Origin of the sequence: Mycobacterium lehmannii (genome assembly GCF_001499925.1) — a bacterium.
In the GTDB taxonomy this organism is placed as follows: Bacteria; Actinomycetota; Actinomycetes; order Mycobacteriales; family Mycobacteriaceae; genus Mycobacterium; species Mycobacterium lehmannii.
Map to the genome: position 1 here is coordinate 56,565 of NZ_LQIR01000004.1, position 14,979 is coordinate 71,543.

Below are 14,979 nucleotides of genomic sequence, written 5' to 3' on the forward strand. Positions count from 1 at the left end.
TAGGGCCGCTTCGCCCAGCGGTACCGGCTGTCGCGGCTATCGTTGCTGTCGTGCCCGACTGGAAGGCAGACGTGCTGCCGGGCTACTGGCAACACACGATGGCCCTCGGCGCAGACCCGGACGGGGAGGGCGAGCTCGTCGCGACCCTGGTGCGGCGCGGTGAACCGGATCGGTCGGCCACGCGCGCGGTGCTGTTGGTGCACGGGTTCACCGACTACTTCTTCAACACCGAGCTCGCCGACCACTTCGCCGGTCGCGGATTCGCGTTCTACGCGATCGACCTGCACAAATGCGGGCGTTCGTGGCGCGAGGGCCAGACCCCTCACTTCACCACCGACCTGGCCCGCTACGACGTCGAACTCGAGTGCGCACTCGACATCATCGGTTCGGTGTCCCCCGCGGAGGTCCTGGTGTACGGGCACTCGGCCGGTGGGCTGATCGTGTCGCTGTGGCTGGACCGGTTGCGTCGGCGCGGGCGGACCGGGCGCAAGCGCGTCGGCGGCCTCGTGCTGAACAGCCCGTGGCTTGACCTGCAGGGGCCGTCGATCCTTCGGGCCGCACCGACGCGCGCCGCGCTGGGCGCCGTCTCGCGGGTGACCAAGCGGCTGGTGGTGCGCCCGCCGAGCGAGGGCGGCTACGGTTCGTCGCTGCACCGCGACTACCACGGCGACTTCGACTACGACCTGAGGTGGAAGCCCGTCGGCGGCTTTCCCGTCACGACGGGCTGGATCGCCGCCATCCGCCGTGGCCACGCGAGACTGCATCGCGGTCTCGACGTGGGTGTGCCCAACCTCGTTCTGCGCTCGGACCGCAGCGTGCGTGAGGCGCGGGACCCGGACGCAATCCAGCGCGGGGATGCGGTGCTCGACGTCAGGCAGATCGCCCGGTGGGCCGGATGCATCGGCAACCGGACCACGATCGTGCCGATCGTCGACGCCAAGCACGACGTGTTCCTATCTGTACCCGAGGCGCGGCGGGCCGCCTACGGCGAACTCGACCGGTGGCTGGACTGGTACCTCGACCCGGCCGCCCGCGGCTCGGCCGTCACCCGATCCCCAGGAGGCTGGTCATGACGCACTTCGACATCGCGATCATCGGAACCGGCTCGGGCAACTCCATCCTCGACGAGCGCTACATCGACAAGAAGATCGCGATCTGCGAGCAGAGCGTGTTCGGCGGAACGTGTCTCAATGTCGGTTGCATCCCGACGAAGATGTTCGTCTACGCGGCAGGCATCGCCGACAACGTCAGGGACGCGGCGCGATACGGCGTCGACGCGCACATCGACGCCGTGCGGTGGCCCGACATCGTCTCGAGGGTGTTCGGACGGATCGACCCGTTGGCCGTCGCGGGAGAGAACTACCGTCGCTCCTCACCGAATGTGCAGGTGTTCTCCAGCCACACCAGGTTTGTGCCCACGCGACCCGATGGCCGGTACGCGCTGCGCACCGACGACGGCGACGAGTTCACCGCCGACCAGGTGGTGATCGCAGCCGGTTCCCGCGCGGTGGTGCCCGACGCGGTCAGCGAATGCGGTGCGCCCTACCACACCAGCGACACGATCATGCGGATCACCGATCTGCCCGAACACCTCATCATCGTCGGCGGCGGTTATGTCGCTTGCGAATTCGCCCACATCTTCTCGTCTCTCGGAAGCAGGATCACGCTGCTGATCCGCGGCAGCACCCTGCTGCGCGGCCACGACGACGACATCGCAATGCGCTTCACCGACATCGCGGCCAAGAAGTGGGAGGTGCGCAACCATCACGAGCTGGCCGACGCCCGCGAGGTCGACGGCGGCGTCGAAGTCACCTGTCACGACGGCTCGAAACTGCGCGGCGACGTGCTGCTGGTGGCGACCGGTCGCGTCCCCAACGGTGACCTGCTCGACGCAGAGCACGCCGGCGTGAAGGTGACCGCGAGCGGACAGGTCGTCGTCGACGAATACCAACGCACCACCGCCCGCGGCATTTTCGCGCTCGGCGACGTGTCGTCGGACTTCCAGCTCAAGCATGTGGCCAACCATGAAGCGCGCGTCGTCAAACACAATCTTCTGCAGGACTGGGATGACACGGATGCGCTCATGCCTGCCAACCACCGCCATGTCCCGTCGGCGGTGTTCACCGACCCGCAGATCGCCAGCGTCGGGTTGACCGAAAACGAGGCGCGCGCACAGGGTTTCCGGATCCGGGTGAAGATCCAGGATTACGCCGACGTCGCCTACGGGTGGGCGATGGAGGACACCTCCGGCATCGCCAAACTCATCGTCGACGACGACACCGGCCTGCTCCTCGGCGCGCACATCATGGGCCATCAGGCGTCATCGCTGATCCAGCCGGTCATCCAGGGCATGGCGTTCGACCTGCCCGCCCAGGAGATGGCGCGCGGGCAGTACTGGATTCACCCCGCCCTCCCGGAGGTCGTCGAGAACGCATTGCTGGCGCTGTGCGGCGAGCCGCCGTGGCCGCCGTCCCGACGACACTGACTTCCCGGCGATTTGTGCACATTCAGGAGCGCTCAGCGCTCCTCGATGTGCACAAGTCAGGGCCTGGTGGGCACCTCGAAGCCCCAGGGCAGCTCGAGGCGGTGCGCGGCAAGCAGCTCGGTGTCGGCGAGGATCTCCCGGATGGGCGCGTCGGCGACGATCACGCCGCGATCCATCACGACCGCCCGCTCACACAGCTGAGCGGCATAGGGCAAGTCGTGCGTGACGATAAGCATCGTGGAGTCCAGTCCAGACAACGTCTCGGCCAGTTCCCGGCGAGCGACCGGATCGAGGTTCGCCGACGGTTCATCGAGCACAAGGATGTCGGGCCGGCAAGCCAGTACGGTAGCCAACGCCGCACGGCGCCGCTGGCCCGCCGACAGGTGGGTGGGGCTGCGGTCGGCCTCCTCGGTCAGAGACACCGTCTGGAGCGCTTCTCGGACCCGGTCGGCCAACGCGTCACCGCGCAACCCGAAGTTCGCCGGACCGAACGCCACATCCTGGGCGACGGTCGGCATGAACAACTGGTCGTCGGGGTCCTGGAAGACCAGGCCCACACGCCTGCGCACGTCGTGAAGCGTCTTGCGGGTCAGCGCGAGATCGCCGATGCGCACCGAACCCGACGTCGCGGTCAGCACACCGTTGAGGTGCAACATCAGCGTGGTCTTGCCCGCGCCATTGGGACCGAGCACGGCGATGCGTTCGCCGCCGCGCACGGTCAGGTCGACACCGTCGAGGGCGACGTGGCCGTCGGGGTAGACGTGGCGAAGGCCATCGATCGTGATCGCGTTCATCGCAGCACCCACGCCGACGCGGAAACGATGACCGCGGCCGCGGCGGGAGCCATCACGATCACCCACTGCGACGCGACGGCGCGTGGCGGCGCACCGATCACGGCTAGATCCGGTGCGTTGCCGTCGAACCCGCGCGAGAGCATCGCGACGTAGACCCGCTCACCGCGTTCGTAGGACCGCAGGAACAGTGCGCCGATACCCTTCGCGATCGCGCCGGCCTGATGCAGGACGCGCGGTGAATCGCCACGCGATATGCGCGCCATGCGCATCCGGCCGGCCTCGGCGGTCAGCAGGTCGACGTAGCGGATCATCAGCACCAGGACCGACGTCGCGATCGCGGGCACACCGAGCCGGCCCAGCGCGGTGGGCAGCTCTGTCGTCGACGTGGTGGCGGCCACGGTCAGTGCCGCCGCGACCCCGAGCGTGCCCTTGATGACGATGCCCCATGCCGCCCACAACCCGCTGACCGAAAGCGCCACTCCCGCAACGTCGATACGTTCGCCTCCCTCGGCGAAGGGCAGCAGCACGGCCAGGACGAGGAAAGGCGCTTCGATCAGCATCCGAGGGAGGACCCACCGCAGCGGGATACGGGCGAGATGCCAGATCCCGACGACGATCAGCGCGTAGACGGCGAAGGGCCAGAACACCTCCCGCGGGGTGGCGACGACCGCGAGCACGAACACCAGAAGGCAGACGACCTTCACCTCGGCGGGGGCGCGGTGCACGGCGGAGTCGTCGTGCCGGTAGAGGGGGTGAGCGCCCGCGCCCATGGTCAGCCCGATCCGCTGCGGTCGGTCGCTCTGCGGCTCCGCGCGATCAGCCAGAACACCGATCCTGCGACGACGAGCGTCGCGAGCACGCCGATGATTCCGGCGACGCCGCCGGTGCCGTCGCGTCCGCCGATGGCGTAGTCGGCGAGCGGTGAGGCCGCCAGGCTGTGCTCCTCGGCGTGCTGGGCGATGCACTCACCGGTGAGTTCCTCGCCGTCGGCGGTCTCGACGACCTCGCACCCGCGCAGCGTCGTCGAGTCGAGCCCGTCCGGGTTCGAGCTGGCGAAGTAGGACACCACCCCGGCGATCAGCAGCGTGACGGCCGCGAAAATCGCCAAGAACTGCCAGCGCGACCTCATGCCGCAACCTCCTGTCGGGTACGCCGCAACAGGTAGACGAGGTCGGGTCGCGAACGCGCGACGGCCATCACGGTGACGGCGGTGATGACGCCCTCTCCCACGCCGATCAGCGCATGGGTGCCGAGCATGTAGCCCGTCACCGCGCCCAGTGACGTGGTGGCCGCTCCACCCATCGCGTATTCGACGACGAAGCCCATTGCCGCACAGATGGTTCCGATCAGCGCGGCCACGAAGGCGATCACACCCAAGCCGGCCACTGGCACGTCCGCGCGCTTTCTGGCCATGGCGTAGAGCAGGACGGCGGTCAGATATCCGGCCGCGACGCCGATCACCGCCATGTTGACGATGTTGGTGCCCAGCGCCGTGACCCCGCCGTCGGCGAACAACAGCGCCTGTACGACCAACACGATGGCGATGCACAGCGCCCCGGTGTAGGGGCCGACCAGGATCGCGGCGAGCGCCCCGCCGAGCAGGTGCCCGCTGACCCCCGGCAGGATCGGGAAGTTGATCATCTGGACGGCGAAGATGAACGCGGCGACGAGGCCTGCCAGCGGCACCGTGCGCTCATCGAGCTCGTTTCTGGCCTTGGCCGCGCACAGTGCGACAACGGCGACGGCGATGAGGCCGAAGACGACGGAGGTCGGGGCGTCGACGATGCCGTCGCTCATGTGCATCGCGACGTACGAAGAGGTCACCAGGCGACTCTAGAACTCCGGGCGAACACCTGTCTAGCTGAACACATGTTCACGCGAGCTCAGCCCTTCGGCGGGACCGGGCGGGCATCGTGGCCCGCCCGGTCGTCGCCTCAGCTGAGGCAGAGCCTGTGGTAGTTGTCCAGCGTGCGATTGGCAATATGAGTCCAATCCTTTTCCGCCTTCTTGTCACCCTGCTGGCGTGCCACGTTGGCTGCATGAATGGCGCTATCGGCCGACGCGGCGATCGCTGCGCAATTGCCCTCTCTCGGCTTAGCTGCGGCAGTACCTGTGGTGAGACCGGCGACTGCCGGCGTCGCGAGGGCCGCGGACAGCAATCCGGCGGCGATCGCCCGGTTGAGCATCGTTCCCATGGTGTTCTCCTTCGCATGTCGCCCGCGGCTGCTCCCGCGAACTGTTACGTCGTCACGTCGCGCGGGCGGTTTCGGTCTTCGTTGACGTATCGTGAAAAGCCCTGGTCAAGCGGCTATCGGCGGAAGCGCAGGAGGGACGCCCTGGCGAGTTCGACCGCCTCGGCGCCGGACAGACAACGGTGACCGGGTTCGATGCGAACGTCGCCGAGCGGTGATTCCTTGCCGGCTACCGTCAGCGCGTGGTGAAGCGCGCGCGCGTCGTCCTCGGCCCCGATGCGGGCGAGGAAGCGAGTCACGTAGCGCAGGTTGAGCCACTGCTGGCTCCAGTCACCGACCCGGCCCCAATGGTCGAGGACGTCGATCAAAACTGTTGCGGCCTCGCCAGGTTCACCGTGAACGGCCCGGGTAGACGCGGCCTCCATCAGCGCGATGCCGTACCACCACAGGTTGCGCACCGACGCGGCCAATGCTGCGGCGTCGTCGAACAACTGCAGCGCGCGATCGGGCTCGGATTTCTTGAGCACCAGACCGAGCGCGTAGCGGCCCATCGACTGCGCGGTCGCGTTGCGCGTCTCGTCCGCGACACGCACCGCCTCCTCGGCCGCGGCCACGCCGTCCATCGGCACGCGCAGTGCGGCATGGCATATCGAGATGTAGAAGAGCGTCCACACCAGACGAATCGGGTCGGCATCGCTGCTGGCCCGCTTCGCCTCCGCCTCGTAATGCCGCAGAGCGGCGGCGGCGTCGCCCTCGTAGAGCGCGACATCGGCGAGCACATCACCGGGATAGGCGACGCGGGCGGTGCCGCGGGCGGGAGCGCGCCCCTGCGCGAGCTTCGCGAGAGAGCGGGCCGTGTCGAATTCGCCCCTGTTCCAGGCCCCCCGCGCCGCGAAGCCGACGGCCGCGGTGTAAAGCGGGTGAGCGGGGTCGGCCACTTCGACGGCGCGCTCGGCCCAGCCTGCCGACTCGTAGCTGTGTCGTAAGTGGACGACTTCGGGTAGTGAGGTCACCAACCGCAGCGCGGTGTCGACGTCCTCATCGGACAGCGCGTGCTCGAACGCCACTCGCAGGTTGTCGTAGTCGGGCAGCATCCTGTCCACCCACATCCGCTCGTCAGGGCCGTGCATACCGGCGGCCGCACTTTCGGCCAGCGCGGTGAAGTACTCGGCGTGCCGCGATGCCACCGATTTGTCGATGCCGTTGTCTAGCAGACGGTCCCGGCCGTATGCGCGAAGCATCTCGAGAACCGTGTATCGCGTTCGATCGATGACGGTGTGCCGTGTCACCATCGATTTTTCGATGAGTCCGGTGAGCGAGTCGAGCGTGTCGTCTTCGTCGCCCACGCCGCAGACCACATGCGCGGCTTCGAGATCGAAACCACCCGCGAACACCGACAATCTGATGAACAGTTGCTGTTCGGCATCGGTCAGCAGTTGGTAGGACCAGTCGATGGTCGCGACGAGGCTCTGTTGACGAGGGCTGCCGCGCGCGCCGCCACTGAGGACCCGCAGTCCGTCCAGCCGGCGCGCGACGTCGAGGCTGCTCATGGCGCGCATCCGGGCGGCCGCCAGTTCGATCGCCAATGGCAGACCGTCGACGCGACGACAGATTTCGGCGACGGCGCCGACGGGCTCGTGCTCCAATGCGAAATCGGGCCGGCTGGCCTTGGCGCGGTCGGCGAACAACCGGGTGGCCTCGCCGAGCGGCAGCGGTGACACCGGCCAGATGTGTTCGCCGTCAACGCCGATCGCTTCTCGACTGGTGGCCAGTACCACGACGTCGGGGCAGTTGCCGACGATCGAGTGGGTCAGCGTCGCCGCCGCATCGAGCAGATGTTCGCAGTTGTCCAGGACCAGCAGCAGGTTTTTCGTTCGGAGGTAGTCGGTCACTGTTTCCTCGATGCCCAGCCCATGACGTTGCTGCAAGCCAAGCGCGGCCGCCGCGGTGTGGCCGACAGCAGCACCGTCGTCCAGAGGCGCGAGCTCGACCAGCGTGACGCCGTCGGAGAAGCGTTCTCCGGCTCTGGCTGCGACCTCGAGGGCCAAGCGGGTCTTGCCCACGCCGCCGACCCCGGTCAACGTCACCAGCGACCGTTCACCCAGCACATCGACGACGTGAGCGACCTCGTCGTCACGGCCAATGAAACTTGTGCTTCGCCGCGGCAGGTTCATCCGCGGCCGCGCGCTGGCGGCCGCGAGAGGTCCGCCGGGAACCACACATTCGGAGTCGCCCTCCAGGAGCTGCATGTGCACCTGTCGCAGCGCCGGACTCGGATCCGCGCCCAGCTCGTCGACGAGCCGTTGACGCATCGCGCGGAACGTCTCGAGGGCGTCGGCCTGACGGCCACACCGATACTGCGCCAGCATCAGCTGCGCGGCCAACCGCTCGTCCAGCGGATGCTCGCCGAGCATGGTGGTCAGTTCGGGAAACAACTCGGCGTGCCGGCCGGCCCGCAGTGCGGCGTCGTTGCGATCCAATGCCACAGCCAGTCGTTCGGCGTGCAAGGCGTTTCTGACCTCGTTCAGCCACGGAGTGTCCAGCATGACGAACGGGCTGCCACGCCACAGCTGCAGCGCTCGGGCGAACAGGTCGTCGGCTTCGACGGGATCCACGGCGGCGCGCGCCTGGTTGGCCAGGTGGCGGAAACGGTACAGGTCGACGGTCATCGGGTCGGCCAGCAGGATGTAACCGCCGGACTCCCGCTTGATGTCGACGCCTCCGCTGTGCCCGATAACCGCCCGCAACCGAGACACATAGGCGGCCAGGGCGTTACGAGCGCGGTAGGGCGGCTCGTCGGCCCACACACGATAGATCAGCTGGTCGGACGGTACGGGGCGGTTGAGGTCGATCAGCATCGCGACGAGAACCGCACGCTGGCGCGCGTGCCCGACGTCGACGCGTTCACCGTCGATGTCGGCCCCGATGTCGCCGAGCAGCCGGAGCATCACCGTCACGGTCACAGCTTTCACCAGGCCGCAGCGGGTGTCCGGGCTATTCGTCAAGTACAAAGAATCGGAGACTCAATGCCCCGGTGCCGCCTTCGTGGCAGTGACCAGCAAATACTCGGCGTCGTACGCGGTGGCCGCCGAGCGGGGCCAGTCGGTGAGGAACTGTAGGAAGTCACGGTCGAGGTCGGCGATCCGCTGTGGCTCACCGGCGTTGAACGCATAAGTGGCGATCGTCGGCCCGTAGTTACGCTTCCAGTACTCCCTGAACTCGAGCGGGCTCGCGCAGCGATGCATGCGCACGGTTCGCCGCTGCATCCGCAGATCCGTCACCCGGTCGGCGAACAGTGACTGCACATGCGCTTCGCTCCCCCACAGCGGCGCGGGGCTCGCACCGGGCGGTGGCGGCGGCGCGTAGGGCTTCATCGTTGTGAACAAGTTGCCGATGAACCCCTCGGGAGTCCAGTTGATCATTCCGATGGTTCCGCCGGGGCGGCACACCCGCACCAGCTCATCGGCGGCGACCTGATGGTGCGGTGCGAACATCGCACCGACACACGACATCACGACGTCAAAGCTGTTGTCGGCGAACGGCATCGCTTCGGCGTCCGCTTCCACCCATTCGATCTGGACTCCATGCTGGCCAGCGATCGCGCGCCCCGCCGTGAACAACTCCGGTGTGAGGTCGCTCGCCGTCACGGCCGCACCCACGGTGGCGGCCGGGATGGCCGCGTTACCGGAGCCCGCGGCGACGTCGAGCACGCGGTCGCCCGCGCGGACACCACAGGCCCGCACCAGTTCGGGCCCCAGCTGGGGAATCAGTTCGGCGGCGACGGCCGGGTAGTCACCCGATGCCCACAGCGCGCGGTGTTTGGCCTTCAGCGCGCGGTCCGCGTCGTGTTCGGTCGTGTTTTCGAGGGTGTTCTTCATGGTCATGCGCCTCGGTCTCTCTGCCCGTCGTCCGCCGAGCATGTTCATCTGACGGTTCCGACGATCGGTCGAGGTTGTGAAACGACGATTCGGGAATCGTGAAATGCCCTGGTCAGGCGTCAGCCGTGCCGGGCGCCGATCCAGTGCAGCAGGTCGTGCACGATCTCGTCGTCGAGGCGGTAGCTGACGGCCCGTCCCACCCGCGTGGCGCTGACCCAGCCCTGCTGGCGCAACACGCGAAGCGCTTGGGAGACGGCGTTTTCCGAGCGGCCCAGCGCCGCTGCGAGGTCTCCCACACGAATCCCCGGCACTCGATGCAGCGTGAGCAGGATCTCCAGCCGATGCGGGTCCGACAGCAGGTCGAATCGCTGCGTCCAGCTCGCGGTGTCGACGTCGGCCAGCGCCGACGCGGCGCGTTCGACGTCCACCTGGCCGACTGGCTCGTTCACGGGACTCAATGTAGCGCCGATGTGCACGCTCGCGGGCGCATGAGCGTGCGCGGATGTCGAGAAATCGGCGGCGTGTCGTGTGCCGACACGCACACTCGCGGTGCTGGGGGTGCGGTGCGTGGCGTCAGTCGAGGAAGCCGTGCAGCAGCGCGGCCGACCCCTCGACGTGAGTCCGCATCGCTGATGCCGCTCGGTCGCCGTCGCCTGCGAGGATCGCGAGCACGATCGCCTCGTGCTGCTCGTCGGAATGGGCGATGTTGCGTGGCAGCAGCGGGATCTGGTCGAGCAGGGCGTTGAGCCGCATCCTGTTCTCGGCCAGCAGCGGGACCAGCGACGGTGATCCGACGGTCTCGGCGATCGCCAGGTGCAGGCGCGAGTCGAGCCGGCGGTAGTCGTCGGGGGCGGCGGTGCGGACGTCGGTCATCCGGGCCCACAGTTGTTCGCGCTCCGATTCGCTCAACGTGCGGCTGGCCGCCATGCGCGCGGCGCCGACTTCGAGGATCTCCCGCAGGCGCAGTGTGTCGTCGATCTCCGCGCGCGTCACGGCGTCGGTGCGGGTAATCGGTCGCGGCAGTTCGTCGGCGAGAAACGTCCCTCCGTACCGTCCGCGCCGAGATACCAGATAACCCGCATCGGACAGCGACTTGATCGCCTCGCGCACGGTGTCGCGGCTGACGCCGAGACGCGAGGCGAGTTCCCGTTCGGGCGGCAGGCATTCGCCGGGTGCCAGCACACCGAGCCGGATGGTCTGCAGGAGCCGGGCGACGGTGTCCTCGAAGGCGTTACCCCCACGCACCGGACGCAGCAGCGCCTCGGCGGCCGCCAACGCGGTGAACCCCGCGTGCGCTATTGGTACGTCCGAGTCGGCCGACATGGCTACAGCGGGGTGACGTAGTGGCCGCCGATACCGCCGTCGACCAGGAAGCTCGACGCGGTGATGAACGACGCGTCGTCGCTGGCCAAAAACGCGACCGCGGCGGCGAGTTCCTCCGGTTCGGCGAAGCGGCCCACCGGCACATGCACCAACCGCCGTGCCGCGCGCTCCGGATCCTTGGCGAACAACTCCCGCAGCAGCGGCGTGTTGACCGGCCCGGGACACAGCGCGTTGACGCGAATCCCCTGCCGCGCGTACTGCACACCGAGTTCACGCGACATGGTCAGCACCCCGCCCTTCGAGGCGGTGTAAGAAATCTGCGACGTCGCCGAGCCGACCACCGCGACGAACGACGCGGTGTTGATGATCGACCCCTTCTGCTGCGGAACCATGTGCCGCAGCGCCGCCTTACAGCAGAAGAACACCGACTTGAGGTTGACGTCCTGAACCCGCTGCCAGGCGTCGACGCCGGTGTCCTCGATGAGACCGTCCTCAGGTGGGCTGATGCCCGCGTTGTTGAACGCGATGTCGACCGATCCGTGTGTCTCGGCGGCGGTGTCGAACAACTTGTCCACCGCGACCTGATCGGAGACGTCCACCTGGATGAAGGTGCCGTTCAGATCGTCGGCGACGGTCTTTCCGGCCGCCGGGTCGATGTCGCCGATGACGACGGTCGCGCCCTCGGCCTGCATCCGCTTGGCGCTTGCCAGGCCGATGCCGCTGGCGCCACCGGTGATGACGGCGACCTTGCCCGCCAGTCGTTGCGTCAGATCCATCTAGGGTGCCTCCTGCACGGCGATGAACACGTTCTTGGTTTCGGTGAACGACAGCGGCGCGTCAGGGCCGAGTTCGCGTCCGAGGCCGGACTGTTTGAAGCCACCGAACGGCGTGTTGTACCGCACCGACGAATGTGAGTTGACCGACAGGTTGCCCGCCTCCACCGCCCGCGACACCCGCACCGCCCGCGACAGGTTCTCCGTCCAGATCGACCCGGACAACCCGTAAGGGGTGTCGTTGGCCAGTGCGATCGCGTCGGCCTCGTCGTCGAACGGCAGCACGGTGACCACCGGGCCGAAGATCTCCTCGCGCACCGTGCGGTCGGTGCGCTGCGGCGTCAACACCGTCGGCGGGAACCAGTACCCCGGGCCTGAGGGAGCCGAGCCGCGGAACGCGACGGGCGCGTCGTCGGGCACGAACGAGGCGACGGTGTTCCAGTGCCCCTTCGACACCAGCGGGCCCATCTCGGTGTCCTTGACGCGCGGGTCGCCGACCACCACACCCTTGACCGCGGGCTCGAACAGTTCCATGAAGCGGTCGTAGACGTTGCGCTGCACCAATATTCGACTACGCGCACAGCAGTCCTGGCCCGCGTTGTCGAATACCCCGTACGGCGCGGTGGCCGCCGCCTGCACCAGATCACAGTCGTCGAAGACGATGTTGGCGCTCTTGCCGCCCAGTTCGAGGGTGACGCGTTTGACCTGTTTGGCCGCGCCCGCCATGACGCGAGTGCCGACCTCGGTGGAACCGGTGAACACCACCTTGCGCACATCGGGGTGCGAGACGAAACGCTCCCCCACCACCGACCCCTTACCGGGCAGCACACGGAACAGGTCGGCAGGGATTCCCGCCTCGACGGCCAACTCCCCCAGGCGGATCGTGGTGAGCGGCGTCCACTCAGCGGGTTTGATGAGCACCGCGTTGCCCGCGGCGAGCGCAGGCGCGAAACCCCACGAGGCGATCGTCATCGGGAAGTTCCACGGCGTGATGACACCGACCACACCGAGCGGCTCGTTGAACGTCACGTCGATACCGCCCGCGACCGGAATCTGCCTGCCGGACAAGCGTTCCGGTGTGGCGGCGTAGAACTGCAGCACGTCGCGGACGTGGCCGGCCTCCCACTCGGCGTTACCGATGGGGTGCCCGGAGTTGGCGACTTCCAGCGCCGCCAGCTCGTCGACGTGCGCGTCGACGGTCGCCGCGAATGCGCGCAACGCCGCCGCCCGTTCGGCGGGCCCCTGCCGCGCCCAATCCCGTTGTGCCGCTTTCGCCCGGGCCACCGCATCGTCGACCGCGGCCTCGTCGGTCTGCTCGACGGTACGCAGCAGCTCCTCGGTCGCCGGGTTGATCACGTCGGATGTGCTCAAGCGCTCGCCCTTTCTGTTGCGTATGCGTCCGCCGCTTCGACGACGGCGGCGAACAGCCGCAGGTCGTCGAGGCGCTCTTCGGGATGCCACTGCACCGCCAGCACGAAATGCTCACCTGATAGTTCGACCGCCTCGATGACCCCATCGTCGTCCTGCGCGCTGATCACCAGACCGTCGCCGAGTCGGTCGATGGCCTGGTGGTGGTAGCACTGCGCGTCCGACGACCCGCCGATGAGCTCGGCCAACCGGGTGCCCGCAACGGTGCGGATGGTCGACGTGGTGAACACGGCGTTGCCCTGCTGATGGCGGTTGTGCCCGATGACGTCGGGCAGGTGCTGGTGCAGTGTGCCGCCCATCGCGACGTTGAGCACTTGGGCGCCGCGGCAGATGCCCAGCACCGGCATGCCGCGCCGCAGCGCGCCGCGCACCAGCGCAAACTCGAACTGGTCACGGCGCCGGTTGTCTTCGACGTCGGCGTCGGTGGCCGGGTGCGGTTGCTGGCCGTAGTGCGCGGGCACGACGTCGCGTCCACCGGTGATGATCACGCCGTCGAGCCCGTCGAGCACCCGGTCGGCGATGTGGTCGTCGACAGGTTGCGGCGGAAGCAGAACGGAGATTCCGCCGGCCAGTTCGACACCCTCGAAGTAGATCGCGGGCAGAAAGCTCGCCCGCACATCCCACACCCCGGTCTGTGCCTGCTGCAGGTAGGTGGTCAGCCCGAGCACGGGTCTGCGCTTCTGCCCGCCTGCCGAAACACTAGAGCCGCTCAAAACCGCGGATCCTTTCCCAGTCCGTGACGGCGGCGTTGAACGCGTCCAATTCGACGCGGGCGTTGTTGAGGTAGTGCTCGACCACCTCGTCACCGAACGCCTCACGGGCCACCTCGGACTTCTCGAACAGCGCCGCGGCCTCGGTGAGGGTGGTCGGAAGCCGTTCGACGCCACTGGTGTAGGCGTTACCCTCCATCGGCTCGGGCAACTCGAGCTCGCGTTCGATGCCATACAGGCCGCCGGCGATCAACGCCGAGACCGCGAGGTACTGGTTGACGTCACCGCCGGGGGCCCGGTTCTCCATCCGCATGCCGTGGCCGTGGCCGACGACGCGCAGCGCGCAGGTCCGGTTGTCCAGACCCCACGCGATCGCGGTCGGGGCGAAACTCGCGTCGACGAAACGCTTGTAGGAGTTGATGTTCGGCGCGTAGAAGAGCGTCAGCTCCCGCAAGGTGGCCAGCTGTCCGGCCACGAAGCTGCGGAACATCGGCGACATTCCGAGCGGGTCGGTGTCGTCGGCGAACACCGCTGTGCCATCTGGACTGCCATCGTCGCCTCGCAGCGAGATGTGGACATGGCAGCTGTTGCCTTCGCGTTCATCGAATTTCGCCATGAACGTCAGGCTCTTGCCGTGCTGGTCGGCGATCTCCTTTGCGCCGTTCTTGTAGATCGTGTGGTTGTCACAGGTGACCCGGGCATGGTCGAAGCGGAATGCGATCTCCTGCTGGCCGAGATTGCACTCCCCCTTGACGCCCTCGCAGTACATGCCCGCGCCGGTCATGCCGAGCCGGATATCGCGCAGCAGCGGCTCCATCCGCGTCGAGCCGAGCATCGCGTAGTCGACGTTGTAGTCCGAGGCCGCCGTCAATCCGCGATAACCCTTGGCCCACGCCTCGCGGAAGCCGTCGTCGAACACCATGAACTCGAGTTCGGTCCCGACGTAGGGCACCAGACCGCGTTCGGAGAGCCGGTCGATCTGACGGTTGAGGATGCTCCTCGGGGCCTGCTCAACCGGGCTGCCGTCGTGCCAACCCAGGTCGGCCATCACCATCGCGGTGCCGGGCAGCCACGGGATCAGCCTCAGCGTCGAGAAGTCCGGCGTCATCACCATGTCCCCGTAGCCGGTCTCCCAACTCGACATCGCATAGCCGTCAACGGTGTTCATGTCGACGTCGACCGCCAGCAGATAGTTGCAGCACTCTGCGCCGTGTTCGGCGACCTCCTCGACGAACAGCCGGGCCGACACCCGCTTCCCGGTGAGCCTGCCCTGCATATCGCAGAACCCGACGATCACCGTGTCGATCTCGCCGTCGGCGACCATGCGCTCGAGGTCGGCCTGCGACAACATGCCCGATGTGACGCTCATCCGTAGTGGGGCCTTTCCTTCGACAGC

General features: G+C 67.7%; 15 protein-coding genes. 2 read left to right on the forward strand and 13 right to left on the reverse strand.

Annotated features, from left to right (window positions below; all coding sequences use genetic code 11):
- Window positions 1–98: 98 nt before the first annotated feature.
- Both AU192_RS04250 and mtr read left to right on the forward strand, forming a co-directional pair.
- On the forward strand, window positions 99–1,073 hold the full coding sequence (locus AU192_RS04250; protein ID WP_064394595.1) for an alpha/beta hydrolase: 975 nt from the start codon (window positions 99–101) through the stop codon (window positions 1,071–1,073).
- The gene (gene mtr / locus AU192_RS04255) at window positions 1,070–2,485 is read left to right on the forward strand and encodes a mycothione reductase (protein WP_064394542.1); all 1,416 of its coding nucleotides are present in this window, start codon (window positions 1,070–1,072) and stop codon (window positions 2,483–2,485) included. The genes AU192_RS04250 and mtr overlap by 4 nt, the downstream gene beginning before the upstream one ends.
- Window positions 2,486–2,541: 56 nt before the next feature.
- Here the strand turns inward: mtr and AU192_RS04260 are convergent, their stop codons facing one another.
- The 13 genes from AU192_RS04260 to AU192_RS25345 form a co-directional block, all read right to left on the reverse strand.
- Window positions 2,542–3,279: an energy-coupling factor ABC transporter ATP-binding protein gene (locus AU192_RS04260; RefSeq protein WP_064394543.1), complete on the reverse strand. Its 738-nt coding sequence runs from the start codon at window positions 3,277–3,279 to the stop codon at window positions 2,542–2,544.
- The gene (gene cbiQ / locus AU192_RS04265) at window positions 3,276–4,049 is read right to left on the reverse strand and encodes a cobalt ECF transporter T component CbiQ (protein WP_064394544.1); all 774 of its coding nucleotides are present in this window, start codon (window positions 4,047–4,049) and stop codon (window positions 3,276–3,278) included. Before cbiQ ends, AU192_RS04260 begins: the two co-directional genes overlap by 4 nt.
- 2 nt (window positions 4,050–4,051) lie before the next feature.
- Window positions 4,052–4,408 (reverse strand): PDGLE domain-containing protein, encoded by a 357-nt coding sequence (locus AU192_RS04270; protein ID WP_064394545.1) that lies wholly within the window; start codon window positions 4,406–4,408, stop codon window positions 4,052–4,054.
- Window positions 4,405–5,082, reverse strand: coding sequence for an energy-coupling factor ABC transporter permease (locus tag AU192_RS04275; protein WP_064394596.1), 678 nt, complete (start codon window positions 5,080–5,082; stop codon window positions 4,405–4,407). The genes AU192_RS04270 and AU192_RS04275 overlap by 4 nt, the downstream gene beginning before the upstream one ends.
- 131 nt (window positions 5,083–5,213) lie before the next feature.
- On the reverse strand, window positions 5,214–5,474 hold the full coding sequence (locus AU192_RS04280; protein WP_064394546.1) for a hypothetical protein: 261 nt from the start codon (window positions 5,472–5,474) through the stop codon (window positions 5,214–5,216).
- A gap of 113 nt (window positions 5,475–5,587) precedes the next feature.
- The gene (locus tag AU192_RS04285; RefSeq protein ID WP_064394597.1) at window positions 5,588–8,419 is read right to left on the reverse strand and encodes an AfsR/SARP family transcriptional regulator; all 2,832 of its coding nucleotides are present in this window, start codon (window positions 8,417–8,419) and stop codon (window positions 5,588–5,590) included.
- Between the two features lie 75 nt (window positions 8,420–8,494).
- The gene (locus tag AU192_RS04290; protein WP_082694906.1) at window positions 8,495–9,349 is read right to left on the reverse strand and encodes a class I SAM-dependent methyltransferase; all 855 of its coding nucleotides are present in this window, start codon (window positions 9,347–9,349) and stop codon (window positions 8,495–8,497) included.
- A gap of 119 nt (window positions 9,350–9,468) precedes the next feature.
- Window positions 9,469–9,798: an ArsR/SmtB family transcription factor gene (locus tag AU192_RS04295; protein ID WP_164673997.1), complete on the reverse strand. Its 330-nt coding sequence runs from the start codon at window positions 9,796–9,798 to the stop codon at window positions 9,469–9,471.
- Between the two features lie 124 nt (window positions 9,799–9,922).
- Window positions 9,923–10,672, reverse strand: a complete 750-nt coding sequence (locus tag AU192_RS04300; RefSeq protein ID WP_064394548.1) for a FadR/GntR family transcriptional regulator — start codon at window positions 10,670–10,672, stop codon at window positions 9,923–9,925.
- A 2-nt stretch (window positions 10,673–10,674) separates the two neighbouring features.
- On the reverse strand, window positions 10,675–11,448 hold the full coding sequence (locus AU192_RS04305) for a 3-oxoacyl-ACP reductase (protein WP_064394549.1): 774 nt from the start codon (window positions 11,446–11,448) through the stop codon (window positions 10,675–10,677).
- Window positions 11,449–12,816, reverse strand: a complete 1,368-nt coding sequence (locus AU192_RS04310) for an aldehyde dehydrogenase family protein (RefSeq protein WP_064394550.1) — start codon at window positions 12,814–12,816, stop codon at window positions 11,449–11,451.
- Complete coding sequence (locus AU192_RS04315; RefSeq protein WP_064394551.1) at window positions 12,813–13,586, reverse strand: gamma-glutamyl-gamma-aminobutyrate hydrolase family protein; 774 nt, start codon at window positions 13,584–13,586, stop codon at window positions 12,813–12,815. The genes AU192_RS04310 and AU192_RS04315 overlap by 4 nt, the downstream gene beginning before the upstream one ends.
- The gene (locus AU192_RS25345) at window positions 13,573–14,952 is read right to left on the reverse strand and encodes a glutamine synthetase family protein (RefSeq protein ID WP_064394552.1); all 1,380 of its coding nucleotides are present in this window, start codon (window positions 14,950–14,952) and stop codon (window positions 13,573–13,575) included. The genes AU192_RS04315 and AU192_RS25345 overlap by 14 nt, the downstream gene beginning before the upstream one ends.
- Between the last annotated feature and the right edge of the window lie 27 nt (window positions 14,953–14,979).

Coding starts and splice junctions, on each gene's coding strand:
- AU192_RS04285 (WP_064394597.1), bottom strand. CDS start 8,419: ATGCTCCGGCTGCTCGGCGACATCGGGGCCGACATCGACGGTGAACGC.
- AU192_RS04305 (WP_064394549.1), bottom strand. CDS start 11,448: ATGGATCTGACGCAACGACTGGCGGGCAAGGTCGCCGTCATCACCGGT.
- AU192_RS04260 (WP_064394543.1), bottom strand. CDS start 3,279: ATGAACGCGATCACGATCGATGGCCTTCGCCACGTCTACCCCGACGGC.
- AU192_RS25345 (WP_064394552.1), bottom strand. CDS start 14,952: ATGAGCGTCACATCGGGCATGTTGTCGCAGGCCGACCTCGAGCGCATG.
- mtr (WP_064394542.1), top strand. CDS start 1,070: ATGACGCACTTCGACATCGCGATCATCGGAACCGGCTCGGGCAACTCC.
- AU192_RS04250 (WP_064394595.1), top strand. CDS start 99: ATGGCCCTCGGCGCAGACCCGGACGGGGAGGGCGAGCTCGTCGCGACC.
- AU192_RS04290 (WP_082694906.1), bottom strand. CDS start 9,349: ATGAAGAACACCCTCGAAAACACGACCGAACACGACGCGGACCGCGCG.
- AU192_RS04300 (WP_064394548.1), bottom strand. CDS start 10,672: ATGTCGGCCGACTCGGACGTACCAATAGCGCACGCGGGGTTCACCGCG.
- cbiQ (WP_064394544.1), bottom strand. CDS start 4,049: ATGGGCGCGGGCGCTCACCCCCTCTACCGGCACGACGACTCCGCCGTG.
- AU192_RS04270 (WP_064394545.1), bottom strand. CDS start 4,408: ATGAGGTCGCGCTGGCAGTTCTTGGCGATTTTCGCGGCCGTCACGCTG.
- AU192_RS04275 (WP_064394596.1), bottom strand. CDS start 5,082: ATGCACATGAGCGACGGCATCGTCGACGCCCCGACCTCCGTCGTCTTC.
- AU192_RS04280 (WP_064394546.1), bottom strand. CDS start 5,474: ATGGGAACGATGCTCAACCGGGCGATCGCCGCCGGATTGCTGTCCGCG.